A 26,647-nucleotide genomic window follows, 5' to 3' on the forward strand; every position below is an offset into this window, starting at 1 on the left:
GATGCCGCGGCCCCGCGAGGAGACTGCATGAGCTTGCCCGCTGCGTTTCTGCGAGATGCCGAGCGCCTGATACCGGCCGAGCGCCGTTTCGACGACCCCACCGCCACCCTGGCCTTCGGCACCGATGCCAGCTTCTACCGCCTGATCCCCAAACTGGTGGTACGGGTGGAGTCCGAGGACGAAGTGGTGGGCCTTATGCGGTTGGCCCAGCGCGACCGCGTGCCGGTCACCTTCCGCGCCGCCGGCACCAGCCTGTCGGGCCAGGCCATCAGCGACTCGGTGCTGATCGTGCTGGGCGACAACTGGAATGGCCGCGAAATCCGTGGCCACGGTGAGCAGATCCGCCTGCAGCCCGGTGTAATCGGTGCCCAGGCCAATGCCTGGCTGGCGCCGTTCGGCCGCAAGATCGGCCCCGACCCGGCTTCGATCAATGCCTGCAAGATCGGCGGCATCGTCGCCAACAATGCCAGTGGCATGTGCTGCGGCACGGCTCAGAACACCTACCACACCCTGGCCGGCCTGCGCCTGGTGCTGGCCGACGGCACGCGCCTGGACAGCGAAGACCCCGCCAGCATCGCCGCCTTCGAGCAAAGCCACGCACCGCTGCTGGAGGCACTCGCCCGCCTGGGCCGGGAAACCCGCGCCAACACAGCGCTGGCCGAGCGCATCCGCTACAAATACCGGCTGAAGAACACCACCGGCCTGTCACTCAATGCACTGGTGGATTACGACCAGCCGCTGGACATCCTGCAGCACCTGCTGGTGGGGTCTGAAGGCACCCTGGGCTTCATCAGTGCGGTCACCTACAACACCGTGCCCGACCACCCGCACAAAGCCAGCGCCCTGCTGGTGTTCCCCAGTGTCGAGAGCTGCTGCCGCGCTGTGCCTATTCTCAAGCGCCAGCCAGTATCGGCCGTGGAGTTGCTCGACCGCCGCAGCCTGCGCTCGGTGCAGGGCATGCCTGGCATGCCGCTGTGGGTAAAGGGCCTGTCAGCCAACGCCTGCGCCCTGCTGATCGAGTCCCGTGCCGCCAGCCAGAGCCTGCTGCATGAACAACTGCAGCAGGTGATGGCTTCGATCGCCGAGTTCCCCCTGGAGCAGCAGGTGAACTTCAGTGAAGACCCGGCGGTGTACAACCAGCTGTGGAAAATCCGCAAGGACACCTTCCCCGCCGTCGGCGCCGTGCGCCAGACCGGCACCACCGTGATCATCGAAGACGTGACGTTCCCCGTCGAGCAGCTCGCAGAAGGCGTTAACCGGCTGATCCAGCTGTTCGACAAGCACCGTTACGACGAAGCGATCATTTTTGGCCATGCCCTGGAAGGCAACCTGCACTTCGTCTTCACCCAGGGCTTCAACAGTGCCGAAGAAGTAGCCCGCTACCAGGCGTTCATGGAAGACGTGGCGCAACTGGTGGCGGTGGAGTTTGGCGGCTCGCTCAAGGCCGAGCACGGCACTGGCCGCAACATGGCGCCCTTCGTCGAGCTGGAGTGGGGCCAGGACGCCTACCTGCTGATGTGGCAGCTCAAGCGCCTGCTGGACCCAAACGGCATCCTCAACCCCGACGTGGTGCTGAGTGAAGACCCAAGCATCCACCTGAAAAACCTCAAGCCGCTACCTGCCGCCGACGCGATCGTCGACAAGTGCATCGAGTGTGGTTTCTGCGAGCCGGTGTGCCCCTCCAAAGGCCTGACCCTCAGCCCGCGCCAGCGCATCGTGATGTGGCGGGACATCCAGGCCAGGCAACGCGCAGGGCTGGATACCCGCCAGTTGCGCGAAACCTTCCAGTACCAGGGCATCGACACTTGCGCGGCCACCGGCCTGTGCGCCCAGCGCTGCCCGGTGGGCATCAACACTGGTGAGCTGGTGAAGAAGCTGCGCAGCCAGGCCGCAGACCACCGCAAGGCCGCCGACTGGCTGGCCGAGCATTTTCACACCGCCCTGAGCGGCGCCCGCCTTACCCTGCTGGCTGCCAACACTGCGCGCAAGCTGCTGGGCGCCCCCCGGCTGCGCCGCCTGAGCGCCTCGCTGAGCAAAGCCAGCCAGGGCCGTTTGCCGCAATGGACCCCGGCCATGCCGCAGCCCTTGCGCGCGTTCAGCCTGGGCCCGGCCAGCAACGACGCCCGCCCGCGGGTGGTGTACCTGGCCGCGTGTGTTTCACGGGTGATGGGCCCGGCCTTCGCCGACCAGGAGCAAACCCCGCTGCTGGACAAGACCCGCGCCCTGCTGGAAAAGGCCGGCTACCAGGTGGTGTTCCCCGACAATGCCGACAGCCTGTGCTGCGGCCAGCCATTCGCGTCCAAAGGCTACCCGGAACAGGCCGAACACAAGCGCCAGGAATTGATCAACGCCCTGCTGCACGCCAGCCGTGGCGGCCTGGACCCGATCTACTGCGACACCAGCCCCTGCACCTTGCGCCTGGTGCAGGACCTGGGTGAATCGCGCCTGGACCTGTACGACCCGGTGCGCTTCATCCGCACGCACCTGGTAGACCGCCTGGCGTTCACCCCCCAGGACGCCCCTGTGGCCGTGCATGTCACCTGCAGTACCCAGCACTTGGGCGAGAGCCAGGCACTGATCGACCTGGCCCGGCTTTGCAGCAAACAGGTGGTGATACCAGAAGGCATTCATTGCTGTGGTTTTGCCGGCGACAAGGGCTTCACCACACCTGAACTCAATGCCCACTCCCTGCGCAGCCTCAAGGACGCCGTGCAGTATTGCGGTGAAGGCATTTCCACCAGCCGCACTTGCGAGATCGGGCTATCGACCCACAGCGGCATCGATTACCACAGCCTGGTTTATCTGGTGGACCGGGTGACTCAGGCGCGGTAGGGCCTGTGCAGAGCAGGGATTGTGGGGCCGCCTGGCGGCCCCTCGACGGCAGCCGGTTCAGCCATACACCGGGTGACGACGGCACAAGGCAACCACCTGTTCACGCACATGGTGGCCCACCTCTTCACTGCGGCCGCTCTCCAAGGCATCCAGCACATCGCACAACCAGCCAGCCACCTGCTCACAAGCCTCGACATCGAAACCACGGGTAGTCACCGCTGGGGTGCCGATACGCAAGCCGGAGGTCACGAACGGCGAGCGCGGGTCGTTGGGTACCGAGTTCTTGTTGGCAGTGATATAGGCACTGCTCAGGGCCGCATCGGCTTCCTTGCCGGTGTAGGGCTTGGCAGACAGGTCGATCAGCATCATGTGGTTGTCGGTGCCGCCCGACACAATCTTGTACCCCCGCGCCTGCAGCACCTTGGCCATGGCGCGCGCATTGGTCACCACCTTGGCCTGGTAGGTGCTGAACTCAGGCGACAGTGCCTCTTTGAATGCCACCGCCTTGGCGGCGATCTGGTGCATCAGGGGGCCGCCCTGGACGCCCGGGAACACCGCAGAGTCGAGCTTTTTGTAGAAGGCTTCATCCTGGCCTTTGGACAGGATCAAGCCACCCCGTGGCCCGCGCAGGGTCTTGTGGGTGGTGCTGGTGACCACGTGGGCATGGGGCAGCGGGTCCGGGTATTCACCGGCAGCCACCAGGCCGGCAACGTGGGCCATGTCCACCCAGAAAATCGCCCCGACCTTGTCAGCGATGGTGCGCATGCGCGCCCAGTCCTTGTAACGCGAATAGGCCGAGAAACCGCCGATCAGCATCTTGGGGCGGGTGCGCAGTGCGATGCGCTCCATCTCGTCGTAGTCCAGCAGCCCGGTTTCAGGGTCCAGGCCGTAGGGCACGATGTTGTAGTGGCGGCCGGAAAAGTTGGCCGGGTTGCCGTGGGTAAGGTGGCCGCCCTGGGCCAGGTTCATGCCCATCACCGTGTCACCCGGGCTGATCAACGCCAGGAACACCGCCGCATTGGCCTGGGCGCCAGCGTGGGGTTGCACGTTGGCGTAATCACACTTGAACAGGGCCTTGACCCGGTCGATGGCCAGTTGCTCGGCCACATCGACGTATTCGCAACCGCTGTAGTAGCGCTTGCCGGGGTAGCCTTCGGCGTACTTGTTGGTCAGCACCGTGCTCTGGATCTGCATCACCAGGGGGCTGGCGTAGTTTTCCGAGGCGATCAGCTCGATATGGTCTTCCTGGCGATGCACTTCATTGTGAATGGCTTTGTTCAGTTCGGGATCGAAAGCGTTGAGGGTAAGCGAAGCGTCGTACATGTGCGTAGGTCCTTTACGGGTATTCAGGCTTGAGGGGACAACAAGCGCGCCATGCGCGCGGCGATATCGTCGATCTGTGCGTCGTCGCAGATCAGGGGCGGCAACAGGCGCACGGTGTTGCCCCGCGTCACGGTGATCAGCATGCGTTGCTCGTCACGGGCTTTGTTGACCAGGTCGGCACAGGGGTGGTCGAGTTCGATCCCGACCATCAGGCCCAACCCACGAATGGACACCACCTGGGGGTGGCTGCCCAGGGCCAGCTTCAACGCGGCCAGCAGGCGCCGGCCCGAAGCGGCGGCACGTTGCGGCAGGTGGTCGCGCTGCATGATGTCGAGCACGGTGCAGCCCACCCGGCATGCCAGCGGGTTGCCCCCGAAGGTGGAGGCGTGGTGGCCCGGCGAGAACAACTCCGCCGCCTTGCCACGTGCCAGGCAGGCGCCAATGGGGAAGCCGTTGCCCAAGGCCTTGGCCAGGGTGATGACGTCTGGCTCGATACCCGCGTGCTGGAAGCCAAACCAGGTGCCGGTGCGGCCCAGGCCGGTCTGCACTTCATCGATCATCATCAGCCAGTCGTGCTCGTCACACACCTGGCGCAGGGCCTGCAGGTAGCCCAAGGAGGCCGCGTGCACGCCCCCTTCACCCTGCACCGGCTCGACCAGTACCGCCACCACATTGGGCGATTGCGCCGCTACCTGGCGCACGGCGTCGATGTCGTCGTAAGGCACACGGATGAAGCCCGGCATCAAGGGCTCGAAGCCACGCTGCACAGCCGGGTTACCGGTGGCGGCCAGTGTGGCCAGGGTACGCCCGTGAAAACTGTTTTCCATCACCAGCACCTGGGGTTGCGCCACCTGGCGGGCGTTGCCGTGCAGGCGCGCCAGCTTCAGCGCCGCTTCGTTGGCTTCCGCGCCAGAGTTGCAGAAGAAGGCCCGCTGCATGCCCGAGAGCCGGCACAACCGCTCGCCCAGCTGTTCCTGCCACGGAATGCGGAACATGTTGGTGGTGTGCAGCAGCACGCCGGCCTGCTCGGCGATGGCCGCCGCGATTTCCGGGTTGGCATGCCCCAGGCTGGTCACCGCCACACCGGCGATGGCATCCAGGTATTCCACGCCCTCCGAGTCCCACAACAAGGCGCCCTGGCCACGGCTGAAGGCAACCGGCTGCCGGGCAGAGGTATTCATGAGGTAAGCAAGTGCAGCGGACATTGCGGGTTTTCCTTAACAGGGGGATCAATGGCTGGCGGTGGCCGCTACCGTGTCATCTACAAGCGGGCGTGCATCGGCGGTCGGCCAGTAATACGCATCGGGCATGGCGCGCGCGCCGAAGATCGCCTGGCCAACCCTAACCACCGTCGCGCCCTCCTCGATGGCGACTTCGAAGTCCCCTGACATGCCCATCGACAGCTCCTGCAGCGACACACCTGCCGGGGCGCCTGGCAGCAGCCGGTCGCGCAACTCCCGCAGGCGCACGAAGCAGGGCCGCACGCGGGTAACGTCGGCAGAAAACAGCGCCAGGGTCATCAGGCCGCGCACCCGCAAGGTGGGGAAGGCGGGCAGCGCCTGTAAAAACGCTGCCACGTCGCCCGGTACCAGGCCGTACTTGCTGGCCTCACCCGAGGTGTTCACCTGCACGAACACGTCCATTTCCCGGCCTTCGATACGCAGGCGACGGTCCAGCGCCTCGGCCACGCGCAGGCTGTCCAGAGCCTGGAACTCGCTGGCAAAACGCGCCACCTGCTTGGCCTTGTTGGTCTGCAGATGGCCAATCACCGACCATTGCAGGTCTTGCAGGTCGGCCATGGCTTCCCACTTGCGCTGCGCCTCCTGCACCTTGTTTTCGCCCAGCAGCCGGCAGCCAGCGGCGTATGCCAGGCGCAGGTGGGCTTCATCGAAGGTCTTGCTGACCGGCAACAAGCGCACGCTGGCCGGGTCGCGGCCAACCCGTTGGCACGCGTGGGCAATGCGTTGCTGCACCGCTGCCAGGTTGCGGCGGAAGTCTTCCACGCTGTTGGCCTGTGGGTAACGGCCGTGGCGCTCATGCAGGGTCGTGAGGTCTTCGGCGTACGGGGTCATCAATGGGTTGCTCCTTTGCTGGGGACTGCAACGTGCTCTGGCTGGGCGACAGGGGTTTTGCCCCGCCGTGGCAGCTTGCCGTTGAGCACGGCGTAGGCCACCAGGCCGATCACCAGGCCCCAGAAGGCGCCGCCAATCCCGAGCAGGGTGATGTTGGCCGCGCAGGCCAGAAAGGTGATCAGGGACGCTTCGCGGGCTTTCACATCGGCCATGGCATTGGCCAGGCTCCCCCCGATGGTGCCCAGCAGTGCCAGCCCCGCCAGGGTGGTGATGAAAGTGGCCGGGAACGCCATGAACACCGCTGCCAGCGTGACACCGAAAATACCCACCAGAATGTAGAAGATGCCGGCGGCTACCCCTGCGATCCAACGCTTGGACGGGTCTTCGGAGGCTTCCTTGCCCGTGCAGATGGCCGCCGTGATGGCAGCGATATTGAACGCGTGTGAGCCGAACGGCGCCATCAGCAGCGAGCCCAGCCCCGTCACGCCAAGGATTGGGTTGGCACTGGTATTGAACCCATCATTGCGCAACACCAGCATGCCCGGCATGTACTGCCCGGTGAGGGTGATCAGGAACAGCGGCAACGCCACGCTCAACAGCGCATTGAGCGAAAACTCGGGCCGGGTGAACACCGGCGTCGCAAACTCCAGTGCCAGGCCAGAAAAATCCACCCGCGCCTGCATCACCAGGAACACAAGCCCCAACACCAGGATGCCGACCACCGCATAGCGCGCACTGAAGCGTTTGAACACGATGTAGGCGCCGATCAGCACACCGACCAGTACCGGGTCGACGCTCATGCTGGCAAACGCACCGATACCGAACTGCAGCAGGATGCCACCCAGCAAGCCAGCCGCTACCCCCGGGGGGATCAACCGCACGGCCTTTTCGAAGTAACCCGATACGCCCAGCACCACGAACGCGGCTGCCGAAATCATGTACGCCCCCACCGCCTGCGCATAAGGCGTGGTTGCCAGGGCAACGATCAGAAAGGCTGCTGCGGGGGTCGACCAGGCGGTGATGATCGGCTCACGGCTCACCCAGCTGAGGAACAGGCCGGTTACCCCCACCCCGATCGACACCGACCACACCCACGATGCCGTCAGCTCGGGGCTTAGCCCGGCCACCTTGGCGGCCTGGAAGACCAGGATGAAGGTGCCCCCATAATTGACGATCACCGAGATGAGCCCGGCGACGACGGGGTGCAGCAGGTCCCGCAGGCGCAGGGACGAGAGAGGTTGAGTAGATGACATAGGTCTTGGCTCCTTGCTAGACGATGTATCCGGCCACGCTGGGCAGTTATTTATAGCCATTGATTGGCAGGCTTTACCCCTACACTTCAAAGCGGCAGACCAGACCACTTTTCACGTGCATCAACCCTGACGGCGCGCAAACGCCTGCATGAACGCGCACAAGGCAGCCACCGCGTCCACCGACACGGCGTTGTACAGGCTGGCGCGCAGGCCACCCACGCTGGCGTGGCCTTTGAGGCCATGCAGGCCGGCCTCCTCGGCCTGGCGCAGAAAGGCCGCCTCCAGCACCGGGTCGGCCAGGTGGAACGGCACGTTGTTGATGGAGCGATACGGCGCCTGCACCGGGTTGCGGTAGAACCCTTCACTGGCATCGATCACGCTGTACAGCAGGCTCGCCTTGGTCTGGTTGCGCTGATGCAAGGCGTGCAAGCCCCCGCTGCGCTTGATCCACTTGAGGGTCAGGCCGGTGAGGTACCACGGGTAGGTGGCCGGGGTATTGAGCATCGAGCGCGCATCGCTGATACGCGCATAGTTGAGAATGTCCGGGGTAAACGCATGGGCACGCTGCAGCAGCGCCGGGTCAACGATCACCACTGTCAGCCCGGCCACCCCCATGTTCTTCTGGGCGGCGGCATACACCAGCCCGTGCCTGGCGATGTCGATGGGCTTGGACAGCAGGCTGGAACAGGCATCGCACACCAGCGGCGCGGCGCTCGCCGGCGTGTCGCTGAACTGCACGCCATGGACGGTCTCGTTTTCGGTGTAGTGCAGGTAGGCGGCGTTGGCATTGAGCTGCCAGTGTGCAAGTTGCGGAATGTGGTCGAAGCCGCTGGCCTTGGCACTGGCAACCACGCGCACGTCGCAGTAGCGCCGCGCCGCCTCGATGGCCTTGCCCGACCACAGGCCGGTGTGCACGTAGTCTGCCGTGCCCCTTTCACCTGCCAGGTTCATCGGCACCTGCGCAAATTGCAGCGAGGCGCCGCCCTGCAGGAACAGCACGCGGTAGGCGGCCGGCACCTCGAGCAGTTCGCGCAGGTCCTGCTCGGCCTCTTCTGCCACGGCAGTGAACAGCGGCGAGCGGTGGCTGATTTCCATCACCGACATGCCGGTGCCGGCAAAGTCGAAAAACTCGTCGTGCGCCTGGGTGAGCACTTCCAGCGGCACGGCCGTGGGCCCTGCACTGAAGTTGTGTGATCGTGCCATGTCGAAGGGGCTCCTGTGCAAGCGGTGACCAGGCCGGGCCTGGAGTGGCGAGGGCCAGAGTCTACGGGTAGACTGGCCTGCCACTACCGGCCAGTTCAAGGATATAGAGCAGACCACATGGCAAAGACCTTCGAGCTGGAAACGTTGAAGATGCGGCTGAACGATGCCGAGCTTCAGCTGCTGGACCTGCATCAACGCATCCAGCGGGCCTTGCGTGCGCTGATTCTGGACGGGGCCCTCAGCCCAGGCTTGAAGCTGCCGTCTACCCGGGTGCTGTCCAAATCCCTGGGCTGTGCCCGCGACACCGTCGAAAACGCCTACGTACAGCTGCACCGGGACGGCTTCGTGGTACGCCGTGAAGGCGCTGGCAGCTACGTCTGCGACACCTTGGGCATGGAACTGCGCGGCGCCAACCCTCGCCGCCTGAAGGCGCAGGAGGTTCGACGCAGCGTCACCGACCACGGCGCAGGCCTCAGCCAGCGCGGGCGGATGATCCTCGACACCGGTGGCGTGCGTGACCAGCAAGTGATCAAGGCCTTTGCCACCGGCCTGCCAGAAACCCGCAGCTTCCCCACCGACGTGTGGGAGCGCTTGCAACGCCAGGTGGTCAAGGACTACCGCGCCAGCGTGCTGCTGCACGGCGACCCTCAAGGGGCCGAGCCCCTACGCAAGGCGATTGCCACCTACCTGAACCTTGAGCGCGGCGCCAAGTGCTCGCCCGACCAGGTGCTGGTGCTCAGCAGCACCCGCCAGGCGTTGTACCTGTGCGCACAGTTGCTGGTGGACGCTGGCAAGCCGATTCTGCTGGAAAACCCCGGCTACTATGGCGCACGCAAGGCGTTCCAGATTGCCGAAACCAAGGTGCTGCCCATCGACGTGGACGAACGGGGTATCCGCACCGACCTGCTGCACGACGACCGCAGCGGTGCCAGTTGCGTGTACGTCACACCGTCACACCAGTACCCCACCGGCGCGACGTTGCCGCTGGAGCGGCGCCTTGAGCTGATCAACTGGGCGGCGCAGAAAGGCAAGTGGATCATCGAAGATGACTACGACAGCGAGTTCCACTACGACGGGCAACCCACAGCCTGCGTGCAGGGCCTGGACAAGTACCAGCGCACGCTTTACATCGGCACCTTCAGCAAGACCCTCTACCCCGGCCTGCGCATGGGCTACATGGTGCTGCCCAACGAGCTGGTCAAACCCTTTGCCTACGCACGCAGCATGATGGACGGCCACACCCCGCAGACACTGCAGCTGACCTTGGCGCGCTTCATGGAGGACGGCCATTACAACGCTCACGTGCGGGCCATGCGCAAGCTGTATGCCGGGCGTCGGTCGATCATGTTCGACGCCATCGGCAAGTACCTCAGTGCAGTGGTCACCGCCGAGCTGCCGCCAGGCGGGCTGCAGATCCCCTGCCTGCTCAAGGCCGGTTGGTCCGAGGAGAAGACCATCCGCCAGGCCGCCACTGCCGGTGTTCAGCTGTCCGGCCTCAGCGGCCTGTACGTGAGCGAGCCGAAGCAGCAGGGCTGGCTGCTGGGCTATTCCTCACTGACCGCCTACGAGATCGAAGCCGCCATGTTGCGCCTGGCCAACGCCCTGAAAATCTGACTGGCGGGCTCAGTAGGGCAACCTGAAGCGCCGGGTCAGGTCGCCGATACCTTCACGAATGGCGTGTTCGGTGCGGATGTCCAGTGAGCCACTGCGCACGCCGCCCAACATGGCCAGGATCATGTCGCCGATTTCGCGAAACTCGTCAACGCCCATGCCGCGTGACGTGCACGCAGCGCTGCCCAGGCGAATGCCGGAGGTAACCCTGGGCGTGCCGGCATCGCCGGGCACCACGTTGCGGTTCACGGTAATGCCGATGGCCTCCAGCGCAGCCTCGGCCACGTTGCCCGCCAGGCCCCACGGCCGCAGGTCGACCACCCCCAGGTGGGTGTCCGTGCCCCCCGACACCACCAAAAGCCCGCCCTCGGCCAGGCGCCCGCACAGGGCCTGGGCATTGGCCACCACGGCATGGGCATAGGGGCCGAAGCCCGGCTGCAACGCCTCGCCCAGCGCCACCGCCTTGGCCGCCACCGTGTGCATCTGGGCAGCCCCCTGCAAACCCGGGAACACCGCCGCATCGATCTTGCGCGCCAGGGCCTGATCGCTGCACAGAATCATGCCGCCACGGGGCCCGCGCAAGGTGGCGTGGGTGCTCAGGGTGGTGACATGGGCATGGGGCACAGGCGACGGGTAGGCGCCACCGGCAACCAGCCCAGCCACGTGGGCGATGTCGGCCATCAGGTACGCCCCCACGTCGTCGGCAATGGCGCGAAACCGCGCAAAGTCCAGCGCCCGTGAATACGCCGCGGCGCCCGCGATGATCAGGCGCGGGCAATGCTCCTGGGCGATTTGCTCCACTTCGTCCATGTCGACCCTGTGGGTGACCGGGCTTACCCCGTAGCTGATGGCATTGAACCAGCGCCCGGAAACATTGAATGCGGCGCCGTGGGACAAATGGCCGCCGGCCTTCAGGTCCAGGCCCAGTATCTTGTCTTCCGGCGCCAGCAATGCCAGGAATACAGCCTGGTTGGCCTGGCTGCCTGAATGGGGTTGCAGGTTGGCGTGGGCGCAATCGAACAACAGTCTGGCCCGCTCGATGGCCAGGGTTTCAATGGCGTCGGCATTGCCGCAACTGGCGTAGTAGCGCCGCCCAGGGTAACCCTCGGCATACTTGTTGGTGAGCGCCGAACCCTGGGCCTCCAGCACCGCGCGGCTGACCACGTTCTCGGCGGCGATCAGCTCGATGGAATGCAACTGGCGCTGACGCTCGGCATCAATGGCCTGCCAGACTTCACCGTCCACCTGGGGCAGCGCAGCACCATTGACGCCGGGCAGTGCCAAGCCCTCCCGATAAGCGAAACGCGGCATGCTCACTCCTTGTGTAAACGCCCAAAACTCGCCGCCCTACCCTAGCGGCTTAGGGTGCCTGCGCCCCTACCAGTTCGGGCCGGTGTTGCAGACCACCGCCCAGGGTACGGCTGCCACACGTCTAGCCAGGGGCTGGCGCGGGCGCCATGCGGCCAGCTTAAGTGGTCTGGTTTGGGTCGCAGTAATGGACTACCGCGCAAGACCGTTGCCTCTTTAAGCTCTGCGCCGGTTTTGCCCTGCTTACCACACAGGTTTCGCCATGACGCTTCGTATCGGGTTATTACCTCAAGTCGCCGCTGCTCACTTCGTCAGCCACCTGCACATCATGGTGCTGGCAGCGCTGTTCCCGCTGCTGCCGGCGTTCTTCCAGGTGGACTATGTGGCACTGGGCCTGGCCTTGAGCCTGTTCAACATCGTGACGGCACTGGTACAGGCCCCCATGGGGTTTGCCGTGGACCGCTTCGGTGCCATGCGCCTGTTGCGGGTCGCGCTGGCGCTGGGCAGCAGCAGCCTGCTGCTGATCGCAGTGGCGCCCAGCTACATCTGCCTGTTGCTTGGCATGAGCCTGACCGGTGTCGCCAACGCCATCTACCACCCCGCCGACTATGCCTTGCTGTCGCGTCATATCGACCCGGCCCATATCGGCAAAGCGTTTTCGGTGCACACCTTCGCAGGTTTCCTGGGCGCTGCCGTGGCCCCGGTGTTCTTGTTGAGCGTTGCCGTGGCCAGCACCCCGGCCATGGCGTTCGCGGCAGCAGCACTGGTGGGGTTTGCAACCTTGGCGGTGCTGTGGGTGCAAGGCTCGGCGCTGCCGCAGGCCACCCCCGTGCAATCGGCCACGCCTGCAGGCCAGCCTACGGTAGGCCGCCTGGCACTGCTGTCACCGATGGTGGTGAGCCTCACCTTCTTATTCGTATTACTGAACCTGAGCACCGGCGCGATCGAAAAGTTTTCTGTCGCCGCCTTGATGCAAGGCCAAGGCGTCGCCCTGAACTGGGCCAACTCGGCACTCACCGCTTTCCTCTTCGCCAGCGCCTTCGGCGTGCTGGCCGGGGGCACGCTGGCCGACCGAACCCAACGCCACGGCGTGGTGGCTGCCAGTGCATTTGCCCTGGCGACCCTGCTGATGCTGCTGGTCGCCACCGCGCGCCTGAACGAGCCGGCACTGCTGGTGGTGCTGGGGGTGACGGGGTTCCTGACCGGGGTGATAGCCCCCTCGCGTGACATGCTGGTACGCGCAGCCGCCCCGAAAGGAGCCGAAGGTAAAACCTTCGGCATCGTTTCGACCGGTTTCAATATCGGCGGCACCCTCGGGCCGGTCGGGTTTGGATGGCTGCTGGACCAGGGCCACCCCACAGGGATTTTCTGGGGCAGCGCAGCCTTCATGGGCCTGACTGTTGCAGTGACGTTATTGCAGGAGCGGGCCCTGGCTAACAACAGAAAAACAAGAGCACTACAACTCACTTATAAATGATTCATATCAACAAGCGCACGCTGTTTATAACGCACACTTGAAGGGCGCCGCCCTACATATAGCGCGTTATTGCACGCTGCATTCGCGTGTCCGTAAATGTGTTGTACGGGCACGTTCCACAATAACACACACAACCGAAACGCCTGGAGCTTAAACATGGAAGTTAAGAGTTACACCACCGACGACGCCGTGGGCAATATGCTGTCCAAACTGGCCACGCTCTGGAAAACCCGCGCAGCTGTGAACCAGCCGCAGCCGGACTACTGGGGCCTGGCATTCGACCCCACAAAGAACGACTTCAGCCTGTCGTTGCTGCCATTCCGGCAGCACCAGGCGTGGCGTGAAGCGCCAGAAGCATTGAAATCCAAATGCCTGTCCTATGCGTGGGGCATCTACAACCTCAAAACCATTTATATCGAATGCAATGTGGTGGTGCCCGCCTGCGAAGACATTATCAAAACCCCGCCACACAGTAATAACCGCACCTTGCTGCAAGATGTCATGTCCCAGGCCATGCTCGACGAAGCATTGCACACGCGCATGTCCATCATGGCCTGCAATTACATTTATGACATGCGCAAACTGGCGCCGCTGGAGTTCAGCGCCTTCAACCTGGTGACCTGGCGCGAAGCCCTGCTGGCCAATTGCACGGCCGAGTGGGAACGCCGCCTGACCCGCTTCGGCATCGCTTGTGCCAGCGAAACGCTGATTACCGATTACCTCAAGACCATGGCAGAAGACGCCAGCATCCAGGCGGTCTGCCACGAAGTCACCCGCACCCACGCCATGGACGAGTGGAGCCATTCGAGCGTGTTCAGTTTTGTCGCGTCCGACATCGTCCACGGCCTGAGCCGCACAGAACGCCAGTACCTGCGCTCGGTCATCCTGCGCACGGTGCAGATGTTCGCCAACAACGAAATGGGCGCCTGGTCCAAGGTGTTCGCCATGCTCGATTTCCCGCATGCCAACGAGATTCTGCATGACGTGGGCGACAACAACGAAATCAGTGTGTACACCGATTCGCTGCAGGCGCTGGTCGATCGCATCGGCCTGGCCGGCAACGGCCTGGGCAGTGCAGAGCTGGCAGTGGAGCAGTTGAACGAAAGGGCCAGCGCATGAACCCGACCTTCAAGGCGCTGTGCGAGCAGGTGCACAGCGAAACAGCCCAGGTGAAGGTGTTCAGCCTGCGCGTACTCGATGCCCCCCGCGACTTCCTTGCACGCCTGGAGCCGGGCAGGCACGTGGCCCTGCAAGCTGCAGACATGGCTGGCACGCCCCAGCAGCGCCTGTACTCGATTACCCGCAAGTCGGCGGACGACCGGTTCGAAATTGCGGTAAGGCGCGAAGGGCATGGTGGGGTTTCGGACCATCTGCATGCAACGCTGCAGGCTGGGTCAAGCATTTCGCTGCAGTGCGTGGAGGGGGACATCACCGTGGCATCCCTGGTCGGGTGCCGGCAGGTCGGCATGCTTGCCGGCGGTATCGGTATCACCCTGCCGCTTGCCCTGCTGCGCGGGTTTGCGCAACGGGCACAAGAAGGTCTACCCGTACCGCAGGTCAGCCTGCTGCTGTGCGTGCCGTCCACCGCCGAGCTGCCTTTCCTGCACGAGCTGCTGGCACTGGAGCTGACCCAACCATGGTTCGCCCTGCAGGTGTTCGTCACCCGCGAAGCCATCACTGGCAAAGGCCACTTCAGCGCAGGCCGCCCACAAGTTAACGACCTGAAGCGGCTGGGTAACCCAGACAGCGTGGTGATTTGTGGCAGCCATGGCTTTGCCCTGGGCATGCGTGAGCACCTGCAAGCCGAGCTGCCTGCCAGCCGGCTGCTGATCGAATCGTTCAGCGCACCGGCAGCACCCGTGGCGGCTACACCGGGTAGCGAGGCCAGCGACACCCTGCGCCTTCACCTGAAGCACAACGGCCAGGTGCTGGAGCCGCCGGCCGGCAAAAGCCTGCTGGAGATGCTGGAGACCAGCGGCATCGAGGTGCGCAGTGTCTGCCGGGCGGGCATCTGCGGCCATTGCCGGCTGAAGGTGTCGGAAGGGGAATACACCCTGGAGCCCGATTTCTGCCTGACCGACAAGGACAAGGATGAAGGCTGGGCGCTGGCCTGCTGCACCTTCCCCACGTCCGGCACCCTCAAGGTCGACCTCAACGCCTCGGCCTAGACTGCAACCGCCGCTCCCTCAACCACAGGATTTTCCATGAAGACTGCAATTGCACTACGCCACATCCATTTCGAAGACGTTGGCACCCTGGATACGGTGCTGGCCGACGCAGGCTACGCCCTCACCTATCTGGACCCAACCGTCGATACCCTCGACGGCGAGCAGGTGGTGAAAGCCGACCTGCTGATCGTGCTCGGCGGCCCTATCGGGGCCTACGACGAACAGCTCTACCCCTTTCTGCATGACGAGCTGAGACTGGTACGCCAGCGCATCGAGTGCGGCAAGCCCATGCTCGGCATCTGCCTGGGTGCGCAGTTGATCGCCCGCGCCATGCACGCCAAGGTGTACCCCATGGGCGTCAAGGAAATCGGTTTCTCGCCGTTGACCCTGACCGCAGCCGGCCAGGATTCTCCCCTCGCCGCCCTGCAGGGCACCCCCGTGCTGCACTGGCATGGCGACCAGTTCGACGTGCCTGAAGGCGCGCAGTTGCTGGCCAGCACCCCGGTTGGCGCACACCAGGCGTTTGCCGTGGGCCATACCATTCTGGGCCTGCAGTTCCACCTGGAGGCCGATACCGCCCGCATCGACCAGTGGCTGGTGGGGCACGCCAGTGAGCTGGGCCAGGCCGGCATCGACCCGGTTGCCCTGCGCGCGGCCGCCAAGGGCCTGGAAGGCCGCCTGAGCCTTGCTGCAGGCCGCGTGATGCAGGCGTGGCTGAGCAACCTGCCTACCCGCTGAGACCCATTACAAAAAACCGTCAAGGATGAGGCGCTGAAGATGATCGTCGTACTGTTCGAATTGCAGGCATTGCCAGGCCAGGGTGAAACCTACGTAGACCTGGTCAACAAGCTCACCCCGTTGCTGCAGCCGATGGAGGGCTTTATTTCGGTGGAGTGCTTCCAGAGCACATTGAACCCCAAGAAGGTGATGTCGGTGACCACCTGGCGCGATGAAGACGCCGTGGTGCAATGGCGCAACGTCACCGCCCACCTGTCGGCCCAACGCGCCGGCCGCGACAAGATCTTCGACGACTACCGCGTGCGCGTCACCTCGGTGATCCGCGACTACGGCCTGCGCGATCGCGAGCAGGCACCCTACAACGTCGTCGTCGACGGCGAACGTGCCTCGGCCTGCCCGGTGGCTTGAATGGCTGGTGGGTAAGGAGCGTGCAGGTGGGACGGTCGCTTCCTTTGGTCACTCGAGCACCCCGCCAACAGGATTGAACTGTTGGCGAATGGCCACAGTCCACCTTTACAGGCCCACCTACCAGAGGCCACAGAGGAGACTCCCATGAAAGGTACCGCGCTTTCGGCCCTGTTCGCGGCCGCTACCCTGCTGGCCTCGCCAGTCTTCGCAGATGACCTGTGTACCATCAACCTGCAAAAAATCAATGACATGCAGGCTACCGCCGGTAATACCTCCGAAGGCCTGGATAAATCTGTGACGGAGCACGTTGACGAGGCCAAGCAGGCCCAGGCGAGTGGCGACACCGCGAAGTGCATCGAGATCACCAGTAAAGTAGTTAACCGTCTCGAAAAAACCGACAAAGGCAGCGGCTCGAGCAGCGGCGGCGCCTGATGCAGCGTGCGGGTGACCGGTCTGGTGGTCGACGGCGCCCGCGCAATGCCGTATACTCGATTCCACGTGCCGTAAGGTACGTTAGCTAGAGCTAGTGTGGGGCCGATTAGGATTCGACGCCGGTAGCGAAACTCTAGGTGCATGCCGAGTTGGTAACAGAACTCGTAAATCCACTGTTGCAACTTTCTATAGTTGCCAATGACGACCAATACGAGGGCTACGCTCTCGCTGCGTAAGCAGCTGAGCCCGCTCTCCTGGTAGCTTCGGCTCCAGCAATCACCAGGGGATGCCTGTAAACCCGAAGTGATTGTCATACAGAACAGGATCGTCGTGTAGCACGTTGGGGGCAAAGCGACTAAAACTTACCCAACTCGTCCAAAGCACCCTGCCCGTCGGGCGGCTGCGGATTAACTCAATAGACACGGCTAAGCATGTAGTACCGACAGCGGAGTACTGGCGGACGGGGGTTCAAATCCCCCCGGCTCCACCAAATTCCAAAAAGAAGACGCCCTCGGGCGTCTTTTTTTGTGCCTGGCAATTGGGCTTGCCGAAGCAGAAAAATCAGACTTTGGCCCTTTCGTGTAGGCCGTTTCCCAAAGATACTCCGTGGGCCTGTTTTCCATTGCGGTCGGTTTTTCGGGGTTTTAGTCTCGGTGGGTCGTTGCATATCAACGACCGGCTTTGACAGGCCGATGACGACCAAACATGCGGTTTTGCCTATGGCGGCTGTGTGTGGGGCACCTCGTGTGCGCCGGTTTGGTCTTCACCGGTCTGTCAACCTACACACAGCTGCCACCACTTGTTTGACAGCAAGTGCTGGTCGCTCCATCGAGGACCACATCATGCTCAAAATCGTACCTGATCCACCTCAGTTCCCCCACTCCCTGGAAGAGGCCGTCATGCTGGCCGCCGACCATGCCCTCTGTGCAGAGGCCGTAGCCCAACAAGCCCTGATGATGCAGCCGCGTTCACCGGCAACGTTGCTGGTGATGGCGGCGATGCACGAGCTTGAAACGCTACGCAAATTGCTTGAAGCAACGCTGGCTCAGATACAGAGGCCATCGAACCTGCAGCTGATGCACTGACCCATGGATGAATACGAGCCAGCACAGGTTTCAACAATCCAAGGGAACGACCTAATGAACAACCAAAACGCCCACTGCACGGTGGGTAAGACGGTCTTTTATCAGGGTGAAAACCACACCCACGCCCTGTTCCGCATAGAGCCCGGCATTCCCTGCCAGAGCGCACGTGAACAGGCCTCCGAACTGATGGGCTACGCCCGTGACCTGACCATCGATGGGCTGATGGAGGACAAACCCAAGCTGATCTGGGCAGCGCATTATCTCTGCGCGCTGGGCAAGGCGCTGCTGGATGATGCTGAATTGGGCATGATGCAGCGCGCTCCCGGTAATCCGTGATCAAGCGCTGATAGTTGGGGCTGCGTTGCAGCCCATCGCGACCTGCGGTCGCTCCTACGGGGGCGGTTGCAGGGCTGCCACCGTAGGAGCTAGCGCAGCTCGCGATGGGGTGCGGAGCGCCCCCGGCGATCTATGACCAATCGCCGACGGTGCTATCGGTCGCTCCTACCCATCAACCCATCGAACGCCTTATCAAGCACCTGCCCGGCATCCGCCAGCTTCTGCCGCCGCTGCTGCATCCACCCCTGGTCATCCTGCAAGCGCTGCCTGGCCTCAGCCAGCATACGCCGCACTTCCTCCGGCTGCGGGCCGCCGGTGCCTTTACGGCTTTGCACCATCGCGCGGGGCGACAGGCTGGCGCGGAAATCCGCTTCGCTCAGGGGCAGTGTGTTGTCCTTCCACTGGTGTTTGTCCGCCGCCTGGGTATACAGCGCCTGCGCGTCCGCGTAGGCAAAGTTCTTGGGCAGCGTGCCGTCGGCACGGGCCTTCTCGACGATCAGAGACGCAAAGCTGTGGCCGATGCGGAAAGGCACATGTTGCTTGCGCTCCAGGGTGTCGGCCAACTCCATCGAGGTGGTCCAGTCAGCATCCAGCTCCTCTTCAGCCCGGGCTGCATTGATTTTCAGCGCATCCAGCACCTGGTCCAGGCGCTTGAACATTTCGCCGCTGGAGGTGAACAGACCCAGGTCGTCAAACGCGGCCTTGTAATCGGTCATGCCGGTGGTGACGTTGTGCGCGCGCACGGTGGTGGCATTGGCCAGCCCGACCACATCGGACGCCGCCTCCCGGGTGCGCATCAGGAGGCCGGGGTTGCGCTTTTGCGGCATGGCACTGCTGGTATAGGTCGAGGCCTCATCCAGCAAGATCCACGGCCGGGTCTGGTGATACTGGGTGTGGATATCGCCAATGAACGCGCCGATACGAATCGCCGAGGATGACACCAGACCAGAAGCTTCCAGCGGGATGTCATAGGTGGACACCTGGCTGGCGTCCAGCGAGTTCTCCCGTACACCGTCAAAGCCCAGCAGCGCTGCCAGGCGCTCACGGTTGATCGGGTAACCAGAGTTGGCCAGCACCGCGGTGCCCAAGGGGCTCAGGTTCAGCCGTGCGTACAACTCATGCAGGCGCTGCGCATCGCGTTCGAACGACGCCTCGTAGGCCAGCAGGTAGTGGGCGTAGCTGATCGGCATGGCTTGCACGCCATTGGTATAAGCCGGCACCAGGGTATCGATGTGCTCAGCAGCGAGCTTGAGCAAACGCTGGCGCGTGGCGTTCAGGGCATCGCCGTAGGCAAGCATGTGGGTGCGCAGTGAGGCCAGGCGGTAGGTGGCATACATGTCCTGGCGGCTGCGGCCGGAATGAATCAGCGAAGCCTCAGGGCCCACCTTGTCGGTGAGGATCTGCTCCAGTTGCAGGACGTCGCTAGGGCGCTTGCCATCGGGCTGCTCGCCTTGCTCGATGGCATAACGCACGCCACCGGCTATGGAGGCGGCTTGCTCGGCGGTGACGATGCCGGCCTCCTTGAGCATCACCAACGAGGCCTTGTTGATGCGGTTGAGGTAATCGAACTGGCTTTCGCCCTTGCGCCCCTTCGGGGGAGCCTTTTCTACAAAAGCCCCGATCTTGCGCGCCTGCTCGGCGCATTCGGCAGTGGTCTTGCACGGCGTGTCTGCCGTGTTGGCGGCGTACGTACCCAGGCTGGTGAACCAGGCACACGTGATTGCCAGGCAAAGCAGGGATCTTGTTGTTGTCATGGTGCAGTCCGCTGAGTAATGGTCAGGCACATGCTAGCGGGCAGCTAACACCGTTGAAAACCTTCGGGCTGGCCAAGCTGCTGGCCAGCCCTGGCTGTCAAGGCATGCCGAGGAACTCTGGCAGCGCCAGTGAGATGTAAGGCACGTAAGTCACCAACACCAGGAACAGTAGCAGGATCGACAGCCACGGCAGCGCCGCGCGGATGGTCTGGCCCAGGGTCAAGCCTGTTACCGCACTGGTGACGAACAGGTTCAACCCCACCGGTGGATGCACCAACCCGATCTCCATGTTCACCACCATCACGATACCCAGGTGAATCGGGTCGATACCCAATTCCATGGCGATCGGAAAGAAAATCGGCGCAAGGATCAGAATGATGGCCGACGGCTCCATGAAGCTGCCGGCAATGAGCAGCACCACGTTGACCATGATCAGGAAGCCGATAGGGGTCAGGCCTTCAGAGAGCACCCACTGCGTGATCTGCTGCGGGATCTGCTCGGTGGTGAGCACATGCGCGAACAGCATGGCGTTGGCGATGATGAACAGCAGCATGATGGTCAGCCGCCCAGACTCCAGCAGTACCTTCGGGCACTCGCGCCAGGTCATGTCCCTGTACACGAACAGGGCGATGAACGCGGAGTACACCGCCGCTACTGCTGCGGCTTCGGTGGGGGTAAACATGCCGCTGTAGATACCACCGAGAATGATCACCAGCAGCAACAAGCCCCAGAACGCCCGCCGCGCTGCAGTCAGCCACTCGCGGAAACTGGCACGCGGCTGGGCGGGCAGCTTCTTGACCCGTGCCACGATGTAAATCGCGATCATCAGGAATACGCCCAGCAGGATCCCGGGGATCACACCGGCCATGAACAGCTTGCCCACCGAGGTTTCGGTAGCGGCTGAATAGACCACCATCACGATCGATGGCGGGATCAGAATACCCAGCGTACCAGCGTTACAGATGATGCCGGCACCAAACGCCTTGGGGTACCCCGAGCGCACCATGCCGGCCACGGCAATCGACCCGACCGCAGCCACCGTGGCCGGCGACGAACCGGACAAGGCGGCGAACAGCATGCACGCCAGCACGGCGGCGATGGCCAGCCCGCCACGGATATGGCCCACGCAAGCGTTGGCGAAGTCGATCAGCCGTTGCGCCACGCCGCCGGTGGTCATGAAGGCACCGGACAGCAGGAAGAACGGAATGGCCAGGAAGGTGTAGCTGTCGGTGGTTTCAAACAGTTTGATTGCCAGCGAGCTGAGGGAGTCCTGACTAAACAGCAAAATCGACACAGCACCAGACAAACCCAGGGAAATGGCGATCGGCACACCCAGGAACATGAAGACGAACAGCAACAGGAACAGGCAGATAACGGTCATCGCTCAGACTCCTCACCGGGGTTGGCCAGCTTGCTCGCCTCGGCCGCCTCGTCGGCCAGGCCCAGGTTGGTCTGGCGATGGGTATAGATGCGGTACAGGATTTCCAGATAGCGCAGGATGATCAGCGCGAACCCGCACGGCACGATCAGCGCGATATGGCCGACCTTGATGCCGTAGCGGTCGAGGTCCTCAGCCCCGATACCCGCTACCAGTACGGCGCTGACCCATTTGATGCTGGCGATCAGAAACAGCCCGGCGTAAGCCAGGCAGCAGGCGCAGGCGATCATCGCCAGCACACGCTGTACGGGCTTGCGGGTGCGCCTGACCAGCACATCGACCCCGAGATGGCCGGCCGTGCGTACGCCGTAGGCGATGCCAAAGAAGATCAACCAGCCGAACAGTGCCTTGGTCAGGGCGATACTCCAGGTCATTTCCTGGGCATAGCCCATCAGGTGATCACCGATGCTCAACAGCGGCTCGCTGGCAAAGGTCCAGTGATCGCTCAGGCTGTAGAACATCGTGTAGAGGTTGTTCAGCGCCACGTAGATGAAGGTTATTAGGGTCATGGCTGCCAGGAGAAAGGCAATCATGCCTTCCTCGAAGCGTTCCCAGACACGCCTTAACGTTTGCATGGGCATTCTCCGCGCAGAATGAGGCGTCACCGCCCGGGACGGGCGGCGGCGAACACGTCAGGTCAGGAGGCTGTGTTGGCGTCCTGGGCAGCCTGGATCAGGTCGGCGCCGATCTGATCGGAGAACTTGTCCCAGACCGGGCGCATGGCCTTGCGCCACGCATCACGTTGCTCCGGGGTAAGCGCATCGACCTCGCTGGTCTTGGCATCGATGATCTTCTGCCGTGACGTCTGGTTCAGCGCCTCGGCCTGCTTGTTCACCTCAACCGTGACCTTGTCCATGATGCCCTGTAGCTCGTTACGTACGTCTTCTGGCAGGCCGTTCCAGAACTTGGCATTGGTGATCACCATGTAGTCGATCAGGCCATGGTCGGTCTCGGTGAAGAACGGCTGCACTTCATTGACCTTCTGGCTCTCGTAGTTCGACCAGGTATTCTCGGTGCCGTTGACCGTGCCTGTCTGCAACCCTTGATAAACCTCGGCGAAGCTCATTTTACGCGGGTTGGCGCGTACGGCCTTGAACTGCTCCTCCAGCACGCTGGAGGCCTGGACACGGAACTTCAGGCCGCGGGCATCCTTGGGCAGCAGTACTTTTTTGTTCGCCGACAACTGCTTCAGGCCGTTGTGCCAGTAGGCCAGGCCCCGGATGCCTTTGTCTTCCATCGAGGTGAGCAGCGCCTTGCCCTTGGGCCCCTGCTGGAAGCGATCGACAGCGGCCAGGTCGTCGAACAGGAATGGCAGGTCGAAGATCTGGACCTGCTTGTTGTAGTGCTCGAACTTGGCGAGTGAAGGAGCAAGCATCTGCACGTCACCCAGCAGCAGCGCTTCCATTTCCTTGCCATCGCCGAACAGCGAAGAGTTGGGGTAGACCTCGACCTTGACCTTGCCCTTGAGCTTGTCGTCCGCCTCCACGAGTTTCTGGAACATCAGCGCGCCCTGGCCTTTGGGCGTGCTGTCGGCCACAACGTGAGCGAACTTGATGATGACCGGGTCGGCGGCGTAGGCGAATGAGGTCAGTGAGACGGCGGCGGCGCATAGAAACGCCTGGGTCAGCTTCAGCATGGGTTTTACCTTTTATTGTTGTTGGAAGGTCGGCAGGGAAGCGGGGCCAAGGGTAAGGTGGCGCAGTATAGGTGTTTGGGGAATCTGCTTTTGTGTAAGGCTGCGTTCGTCAAACATGAACGCGTCTGCGTTAGCCCTCACAAGGCTGGTTGCGCACTAACCGGAGCGGGACAACGCCAGCAAACGCTGCGCACGTAGCAACACAGGGGCATCGACCATCTGCCCGTCCAGTTGGAAGGCACCTGCCCCGCCTGCGGCTGCGCTGCCATCGACTACCGTTCGCGCCCAGGCCAGTTCCTGCTCTGCCGGTTGCAATGCATCGTGAATGACCGGCACCTGGCTTGGGTGAATACAGAGCGCCCCGCCATACCCCATGTCGTACGCATGCCGCATGGCTGCGCGCTGCCCTTCCAGGTCACGAATCGCTGGAAAAACGCCGTCCAGCGGCGGCGCCAGGTCGGCCCCTCGGGAATGCAGTTGCACGGCCATGCGCGCCTGGTCGATAAAGCGCTGGCCCGCCGGGCTGTCAGTGTTGAGACAAAGGTCCAACGCCAGGTCAAGGCTGCCAAACGACAAGCACTGTACGCCCTGGGCACTGGCGATGCGCTCCAGGGCCAACAGCCCTTTCGCGGTTTCGATGATTGGCACTACGGTTTTGCCCGTGCGAGCCGCTACAGCCACCTGTGCGGCGCTCTCGACCTTGGGTAACAGCACTGTGGTCACGCCAACGTGCTGCGCGCAAAAGTGCAGGTCTTCGCCGTGGCCTGCGTGGCTGGGCGCATTGACCCTGACCCACACACGGGCGTCGGGGTTTTCAGCGAGGAAACTCGCCAAATGCCCAAGTGCCTGGGCTTTTAGCGGTTCCTCCACGGCGTCTTCGAAGTCCACGATAACGGTGTCGGCACCGGCCGCCAGGGCTTTTGCAAACCGGTCCGGGCGGCTCCCGGGAACGAACAGTGCGGAACGCACGATAGGGTAAGGCATTGTTCTGCTCCTGTACTAAACCACGCCTACGCTGCTCAGTTGCGCCTGCTGCTCATCGCCATAACCCAGCTCGGCAAGAATTGCGGCGGTATGTTGACCGAGCGCGGGCACCGGGCCCATACGTGGTGTGAAAGCAGCATTGCGCCCCGGTGGCAATAACGACGGCAACTTGCCCACCGGGCTGTCCACTTCGCGCCAGCGGTCGCGGGCCTGTAACTGAGGGTGCTGCCACACCCCCTGCATGTCGTTGACCCGGGCATTGGCGATCTGAGCGCTTTCAAGACGCGCCACCACCTCGTCCAGGCTCAGTGCGGCAAAGCCGTCGACGATGATCTGCCGCAACAGTTCGCGGTTCTCCGAGCGTCGGTAGTTGGCGCAGAAGCGCTCGTCAGTGGCCAGCGCCGGGTCGAGCACTACCTGCTCGCAGAATGCCTGCCATTCGCGCTCGTTCTGCAAGCCCAGCATCACCGTGCCGCCATCGCCCGTAGGGAAAGGGCCATACGGGTAGATAGTCGAGTGGGCAGCACCGGCTCGCGGCGGTGGCGGAGCACCGTCATAGGCGTAGTACATGGGGTAGCCCATCCATTCCACCAGGCTTTCGAGCATGGACACGTCGATACGGCTGCCCACCCCCGTGCGTTCACGCAGCATCAGCGCCGAGAGCACACCTGTGTAGGCATACATGCCAGCGGCGATATCAGCCACCGAACACCCGGCCTTGGCCATTCCCTCTGCGCCCGGGTTGCCAGTAACGGACAGGAAGCCGCCTTCACTTTGAATCAGCAAGTCATAGGCTTTCTTCTTTTCATAAGGGCCACCCTCGCCGTAGCCGGAGATGTCGCACACGACCAACCGTGGAAACCGCGCATGCAGTGCCTCGAATCCCAGGCCCATGCGCGCTGCGGCGCCCGGTGCGAGGTTTTGCACAAGCACGTCAGCCTTGACCAGAAGCCCTTCGAGAATGGCATCAGCCTCGGGATGCTTGAGGTCCAGCGTCAGGCTTTCCTTGGAACGATTGGTCCACACGAAGTGAGACGCCAGGCCATCGACGCGCTGGTCGTAGCCACGGGCGAAATCACCGCTTCCGGGGCGTTCAACCTTGATCACGCGAGCGCCCAGGTCGGCCAGTTGACGGGTGCAGAACGGCGCGGCGATGGCGTGTTCCAGGCTGACGACAGTAATGCCGTCCAGGGGGCGGGGGGCGGATGCACTCATGGCAAGGTCCTGTGTGGGAGTCATGGCAGGTCGGCCAGCGAGCGCGCATCGCGCAACTGCCAGACACGTTCGATCAAGGCTTGCCCGTCGGCCGCGCTGCGCTGCCCGGCGTAGGCCAACAAGCGTAGGAACTTGTCTTCCAGTTCTGCGCGCGACAAGGTATTGCCGGGGTCGCCCTTGGGTTCGTCGATGGCCGCGGTCAAACGGCGCCCATCCTGGCAGCGCACCTCGACCCTGCCCAGCCAGCGGGCCGGGTAGGCCGCGTCCACCTCGGGGTCCAGCTGCATGCGCACCTTGTCGCGGAACGCCGCCACGTTCGGGTCGCTCAGCGCCAGGTCGCGGAACGTCAGCAACTGCGCGCTGCCATGCACGGCAATCAAGCCAAGCACCGTGCCCATGGAGAACTTGGCCTGGTGCACGCTGGTGGGCACGTTCACCCGGCCAAGCACGTCGACAGCGCCCTGATGCACGTGGGCGATGACTTCGACAATGTCGTCATGGCGCAGCGCTTCACGCTGCATCAGGTCCAGCAATGCATCGGCAGCAGGATGGGTATGACGACACGAGGCGTGGAACTTGAACGAGGTCTCGGCCAGGGCCCAGCGGCTGCCCAGGCGGTCTGACAGGCGTGCCGGGTCGGCATCGCTGGACATACCGGCGGCCATGCCCTGATCGCCCTCCAGAATATTGCGTGCCCCGCTCAGGCCATCGGCAGTCAGGTAGGCTGCCAACAGCCCGTCGGCAGCGGCCTTGGCAGTGTGCAACTGTTTCGAATCGGCCGCATCGCGCAAGAACTCCCACAGCCCGGCGGCCTGAGTACCTGCACTGCCCAGCACATCAATGAACTGGGCCTGGTTGAAATTCATCAGCTTGCCCACGGCGACGGCGGCCGCCAGGGTGCCGACGGTCGCAGTGGTGTGGAAGATGCGGTAGTGGGACCGCCCGAGGAATTCACCGATGCGGATACCGGCCTCGTAGCCGGCCACAGCAGCCAGCAGCAGGTCCGGTCCCGACTTGTCCAGGTCCTGCCCGGCTGCCAGGGCGGCCGAAAACACCACCGTGCCGGGGTGCAGCACGGAGCTATTGTGCAGGTCGTCCTGCTCGACCAGATGCGACGCTGCGCCATTGACCAGCGCGGCGAAGTACGGCGAGGTGCCACGCCCGGTACCCATCAACCGGGCTTTCCCGGCCGGCGGCCCCATGCGCTCGGCGTAACGCTCGAACAGCGGCACCGGGTGCGCGCCCTGGCTGGCCAGTGCCGAGCCCAACCAATCCAGGAACAGGTCTTCGGTACGCGCCAGGACAGCCGGTGGAATGTCTTGGTAGCGCAGGTCGGCCAGGAAGGTGGCCAGCGCTTGGGTATCACGCATGGGC

Annotated in this window: 23 protein-coding genes and 1 other RNA gene; 11 read left to right on the forward strand and 13 right to left on the reverse strand. The window is 63.5% G+C overall.

What is annotated here, in order from left to right:
* The first annotated feature begins 27 nt into the window (after positions 1–27).
* Positions 28–2,832 (forward strand): FAD-binding and (Fe-S)-binding domain-containing protein, encoded by a 2,805-nt coding sequence (locus APH25_RS08725; RefSeq protein WP_060481631.1) that lies wholly within the window; start codon positions 28–30, stop codon positions 2,830–2,832.
* Positions 2,833–2,889: 57 nt separating this feature from the next.
* Here the strand turns inward: APH25_RS08725 and glyA are convergent, their stop codons facing one another.
* From glyA to serC, 5 genes are all read right to left on the reverse strand, one after another.
* Positions 2,890–4,155: a serine hydroxymethyltransferase gene (gene glyA / locus APH25_RS08730; RefSeq protein WP_060481632.1), complete on the reverse strand. Its 1,266-nt coding sequence runs from the start codon at positions 4,153–4,155 to the stop codon at positions 2,890–2,892.
* Between the two features lie 23 nt (positions 4,156–4,178).
* On the reverse strand, positions 4,179–5,360 hold the full coding sequence (locus APH25_RS08735; protein ID WP_028632648.1) for an aspartate aminotransferase family protein: 1,182 nt from the start codon (positions 5,358–5,360) through the stop codon (positions 4,179–4,181).
* A gap of 24 nt (positions 5,361–5,384) precedes the next feature.
* Positions 5,385–6,227, reverse strand: a complete 843-nt coding sequence (locus tag APH25_RS08740) for a YggS family pyridoxal phosphate-dependent enzyme (RefSeq protein WP_060481633.1) — start codon at positions 6,225–6,227, stop codon at positions 5,385–5,387.
* Positions 6,227–7,480: a benzoate/H(+) symporter BenE family transporter gene (locus APH25_RS08745; RefSeq protein WP_028632650.1), complete on the reverse strand. Its 1,254-nt coding sequence runs from the start codon at positions 7,478–7,480 to the stop codon at positions 6,227–6,229. The genes APH25_RS08740 and APH25_RS08745 overlap by 1 nt, the downstream gene beginning before the upstream one ends.
* 120 nt (positions 7,481–7,600) lie before the next feature.
* Complete coding sequence (gene serC, locus APH25_RS08750; protein ID WP_060481634.1) at positions 7,601–8,683, reverse strand: 3-phosphoserine/phosphohydroxythreonine transaminase; 1,083 nt, start codon at positions 8,681–8,683, stop codon at positions 7,601–7,603.
* A 117-nt stretch (positions 8,684–8,800) separates the two neighbouring features.
* On the opposite strand from serC, the gene APH25_RS08755 reads away from it, so the two are divergent.
* Positions 8,801–10,297: a PLP-dependent aminotransferase family protein gene (locus APH25_RS08755; RefSeq protein WP_060481635.1), complete on the forward strand. Its 1,497-nt coding sequence runs from the start codon at positions 8,801–8,803 to the stop codon at positions 10,295–10,297.
* A 9-nt stretch (positions 10,298–10,306) separates the two neighbouring features.
* Here APH25_RS08755 and APH25_RS08760 read toward each other — a convergent pair whose 3' ends face one another.
* Positions 10,307–11,605 (reverse strand): serine hydroxymethyltransferase, encoded by a 1,299-nt coding sequence (locus APH25_RS08760; protein WP_060481636.1) that lies wholly within the window; start codon positions 11,603–11,605, stop codon positions 10,307–10,309.
* Between the two features lie 259 nt (positions 11,606–11,864).
* Here APH25_RS08760 and APH25_RS08765 point away from each other — a divergent pair, with 259 nt between their 5' ends.
* From APH25_RS08765 to APH25_RS08805, 9 genes are all read left to right on the forward strand, one after another.
* Positions 11,865–13,079 carry an MFS transporter gene (locus APH25_RS08765; RefSeq protein ID WP_060481637.1) on the forward strand — a complete coding sequence of 405 codons (1,215 nt, stop codon included), beginning with the start codon at positions 11,865–11,867 and terminating at the stop codon, positions 13,077–13,079.
* A gap of 156 nt (positions 13,080–13,235) precedes the next feature.
* Positions 13,236–14,198: a diiron oxygenase gene (locus tag APH25_RS08770; RefSeq protein ID WP_060481638.1), complete on the forward strand. Its 963-nt coding sequence runs from the start codon at positions 13,236–13,238 to the stop codon at positions 14,196–14,198.
* On the forward strand, positions 14,195–15,247 hold the full coding sequence (locus tag APH25_RS08775; RefSeq protein ID WP_060481639.1) for an iron-sulfur cluster-binding domain-containing protein: 1,053 nt from the start codon (positions 14,195–14,197) through the stop codon (positions 15,245–15,247). The genes APH25_RS08770 and APH25_RS08775 overlap by 4 nt, the downstream gene beginning before the upstream one ends.
* Before the next feature lie 36 nt (positions 15,248–15,283).
* The gene (locus APH25_RS08780) at positions 15,284–15,985 is read left to right on the forward strand and encodes a glutamine amidotransferase (protein WP_060481640.1); all 702 of its coding nucleotides are present in this window, start codon (positions 15,284–15,286) and stop codon (positions 15,983–15,985) included.
* Between the two features lie 39 nt (positions 15,986–16,024).
* On the forward strand, positions 16,025–16,393 hold the full coding sequence (locus APH25_RS08785) for an antibiotic biosynthesis monooxygenase (RefSeq protein ID WP_060481641.1): 369 nt from the start codon (positions 16,025–16,027) through the stop codon (positions 16,391–16,393).
* A gap of 144 nt (positions 16,394–16,537) precedes the next feature.
* Positions 16,538–16,825 (forward strand): hypothetical protein, encoded by a 288-nt coding sequence (locus APH25_RS08790; RefSeq protein WP_060481642.1) that lies wholly within the window; start codon positions 16,538–16,540, stop codon positions 16,823–16,825.
* 98 nt (positions 16,826–16,923) lie between these two features.
* Positions 16,924–17,315: a transfer-messenger RNA gene (ssrA, locus tag APH25_RS08795) on the forward strand.
* A 352-nt stretch (positions 17,316–17,667) separates the two neighbouring features.
* Positions 17,668–17,910 (forward strand): hypothetical protein, encoded by a 243-nt coding sequence (locus APH25_RS08800; protein WP_060481643.1) that lies wholly within the window; start codon positions 17,668–17,670, stop codon positions 17,908–17,910.
* A 54-nt stretch (positions 17,911–17,964) separates the two neighbouring features.
* Positions 17,965–18,246, forward strand: a complete 282-nt coding sequence (locus APH25_RS08805) for a DUF3077 domain-containing protein (protein WP_060481644.1) — start codon at positions 17,965–17,967, stop codon at positions 18,244–18,246.
* Positions 18,247–18,398: 152 nt separating this feature from the next.
* Here APH25_RS08805 and APH25_RS08810 read toward each other — a convergent pair whose 3' ends face one another.
* The 7 genes from APH25_RS08810 to APH25_RS08840 form a co-directional block, all read right to left on the reverse strand.
* Complete coding sequence (locus APH25_RS08810) at positions 18,399–20,000, reverse strand: argininosuccinate lyase (RefSeq protein ID WP_060481645.1); 1,602 nt, start codon at positions 19,998–20,000, stop codon at positions 18,399–18,401.
* Positions 20,001–20,097: 97 nt separating this feature from the next.
* Entirely contained in the window at positions 20,098–21,381 is a 1,284-nt protein-coding gene (gene dctM / locus APH25_RS08815; RefSeq protein ID WP_060481646.1) for a C4-dicarboxylate TRAP transporter large permease protein DctM, read from the reverse strand.
* Positions 21,378–22,013, reverse strand: coding sequence for a TRAP transporter small permease (locus APH25_RS08820; RefSeq protein WP_060481647.1), 636 nt, complete (start codon positions 22,011–22,013; stop codon positions 21,378–21,380). The genes dctM and APH25_RS08820 overlap by 4 nt, the downstream gene beginning before the upstream one ends.
* 62 nt (positions 22,014–22,075) lie before the next feature.
* Positions 22,076–23,074, reverse strand: coding sequence for a TRAP transporter substrate-binding protein (locus tag APH25_RS08825; RefSeq protein ID WP_060481648.1), 999 nt, complete (start codon positions 23,072–23,074; stop codon positions 22,076–22,078).
* Positions 23,075–23,230: 156 nt separating this feature from the next.
* Positions 23,231–24,058: a CoA ester lyase gene (locus tag APH25_RS08830; RefSeq protein ID WP_060481649.1), complete on the reverse strand. Its 828-nt coding sequence runs from the start codon at positions 24,056–24,058 to the stop codon at positions 23,231–23,233.
* Between the two features lie 15 nt (positions 24,059–24,073).
* On the reverse strand, positions 24,074–25,273 hold the full coding sequence (locus APH25_RS08835) for a CaiB/BaiF CoA-transferase family protein (protein WP_060481650.1): 1,200 nt from the start codon (positions 25,271–25,273) through the stop codon (positions 24,074–24,076).
* Between the two features lie 20 nt (positions 25,274–25,293).
* A complete protein-coding gene (locus APH25_RS08840; protein ID WP_060481651.1) occupies positions 25,294–26,643 on the reverse strand; it encodes an MmgE/PrpD family protein in 1,350 nt (449 codons plus the stop codon).
* Between the last annotated feature and the right edge of the window lie 4 nt (positions 26,644–26,647).

It is taken from the genome of Pseudomonas sp. NBRC 111119 (assembly GCF_001320125.1).
Classification (GTDB): domain Bacteria; phylum Pseudomonadota; class Gammaproteobacteria; order Pseudomonadales; family Pseudomonadaceae; genus Aquipseudomonas; species Aquipseudomonas parafulva.

Coding starts and splice junctions, on each gene's coding strand:
- APH25_RS08820 (WP_060481647.1), bottom strand. CDS start 22,013: ATGCAAACGTTAAGGCGTGTCTGGGAACGCTTCGAGGAAGGCATGATT.
- APH25_RS08745 (WP_028632650.1), bottom strand. CDS start 7,480: ATGTCATCTACTCAACCTCTCTCGTCCCTGCGCCTGCGGGACCTGCTG.
- APH25_RS08755 (WP_060481635.1), top strand. CDS start 8,801: ATGGCAAAGACCTTCGAGCTGGAAACGTTGAAGATGCGGCTGAACGAT.
- APH25_RS08740 (WP_060481633.1), bottom strand. CDS start 6,227: ATGACCCCGTACGCCGAAGACCTCACGACCCTGCATGAGCGCCACGGC.
- APH25_RS08835 (WP_060481650.1), bottom strand. CDS start 25,273: ATGAGTGCATCCGCCCCCCGCCCCCTGGACGGCATTACTGTCGTCAGC.
- APH25_RS08765 (WP_060481637.1), top strand. CDS start 11,865: ATGACGCTTCGTATCGGGTTATTACCTCAAGTCGCCGCTGCTCACTTC.
- APH25_RS08805 (WP_060481644.1), top strand. CDS start 17,965: ATGAACAACCAAAACGCCCACTGCACGGTGGGTAAGACGGTCTTTTAT.
- APH25_RS08770 (WP_060481638.1), top strand. CDS start 13,236: ATGGAAGTTAAGAGTTACACCACCGACGACGCCGTGGGCAATATGCTG.
- APH25_RS08725 (WP_060481631.1), top strand. CDS start 28: ATGAGCTTGCCCGCTGCGTTTCTGCGAGATGCCGAGCGCCTGATACCG.
- APH25_RS08775 (WP_060481639.1), top strand. CDS start 14,195: ATGAACCCGACCTTCAAGGCGCTGTGCGAGCAGGTGCACAGCGAAACA.
- serC (WP_060481634.1), bottom strand. CDS start 8,683: ATGGCACGATCACACAACTTCAGTGCAGGGCCCACGGCCGTGCCGCTG.
- APH25_RS08825 (WP_060481648.1), bottom strand. CDS start 23,074: ATGCTGAAGCTGACCCAGGCGTTTCTATGCGCCGCCGCCGTCTCACTG.
- APH25_RS08810 (WP_060481645.1), bottom strand. CDS start 20,000: ATGACAACAACAAGATCCCTGCTTTGCCTGGCAATCACGTGTGCCTGG.
- APH25_RS08790 (WP_060481642.1), top strand. CDS start 16,538: ATGAAAGGTACCGCGCTTTCGGCCCTGTTCGCGGCCGCTACCCTGCTG.
- APH25_RS08785 (WP_060481641.1), top strand. CDS start 16,025: ATGATCGTCGTACTGTTCGAATTGCAGGCATTGCCAGGCCAGGGTGAA.
- dctM (WP_060481646.1), bottom strand. CDS start 21,381: ATGACCGTTATCTGCCTGTTCCTGTTGCTGTTCGTCTTCATGTTCCTG.
- glyA (WP_060481632.1), bottom strand. CDS start 4,155: ATGTACGACGCTTCGCTTACCCTCAACGCTTTCGATCCCGAACTGAAC.
- APH25_RS08735 (WP_028632648.1), bottom strand. CDS start 5,360: ATGTCCGCTGCACTTGCTTACCTCATGAATACCTCTGCCCGGCAGCCG.
- APH25_RS08840 (WP_060481651.1), bottom strand. CDS start 26,643: ATGCGTGATACCCAAGCGCTGGCCACCTTCCTGGCCGACCTGCGCTAC.
- APH25_RS08800 (WP_060481643.1), top strand. CDS start 17,668: ATGCTCAAAATCGTACCTGATCCACCTCAGTTCCCCCACTCCCTGGAA.
- APH25_RS08780 (WP_060481640.1), top strand. CDS start 15,284: ATGAAGACTGCAATTGCACTACGCCACATCCATTTCGAAGACGTTGGC.
- APH25_RS08830 (WP_060481649.1), bottom strand. CDS start 24,058: ATGCCTTACCCTATCGTGCGTTCCGCACTGTTCGTTCCCGGGAGCCGC.
- APH25_RS08760 (WP_060481636.1), bottom strand. CDS start 11,605: ATGCCGCGTTTCGCTTATCGGGAGGGCTTGGCACTGCCCGGCGTCAAT.